Source organism: Streptococcus oralis, from assembly GCF_001578945.1.
Taxonomy (GTDB): Bacteria; Bacillota; Bacilli; order Lactobacillales; family Streptococcaceae; genus Streptococcus; species Streptococcus oralis_Q.
Genome location: NZ_KQ969609.1, coordinates 1 through 466, shown reverse-complemented (window position 1 = coordinate 466; position 466 = coordinate 1). Strand labels below are relative to the sequence as shown.

Below are 466 nucleotides of genomic sequence, written 5' to 3'. Positions count from 1 at the left end.
CCTAGAAGAACTCAAAATGCGGATTCAGGCCCTTCTCAAACGTTCAGGTAAGTTTAACGAAAACACCTTGACCTATGGGGATATTGTCGTCAATCTTTCAACGAATGAGGTTAAGGTGGAAGACACGCCTGTGGAACTACTCGGAAAAGAGTTTGAGTTATTGGTTTATTTCCTTCAAAATCAAAATGTTATTCTTCCCAAGACGCAAATTTTTGACCGTCTATGGGGATTTGACAGCGACACAACCATTTCCGTTGTAGAAGTCTATGTCTCAAAAGTTCGTAAGAAATTGAAGGGAACAGCCTTTGCTGAGAATCTTCAAACCTTGCGTAGTGTCGGGTATATTTTAAAAGATGTTCAATAAACTAAAAAAAACATGGTATGCGGATGATTTCAGCTATTTCATTCGAAACTTTGGAGTGTTCACCTTGATTTTCTCTGCTATGACCTTGATTATCCTTCAGGT

At 38.8% G+C, this 466-nt stretch carries 1 protein-coding gene; it reads left to right on the top strand.

Annotation, left to right across the window (positions count from 1 at the left end):
* The coding region (locus SORDD16_RS10010; protein ID WP_081215214.1) for a winged helix-turn-helix domain-containing protein at positions 1–364 on the top strand (364 nt) is incomplete at its 5' end.
* Positions 365–466: the final 102 nt, after the last annotated feature.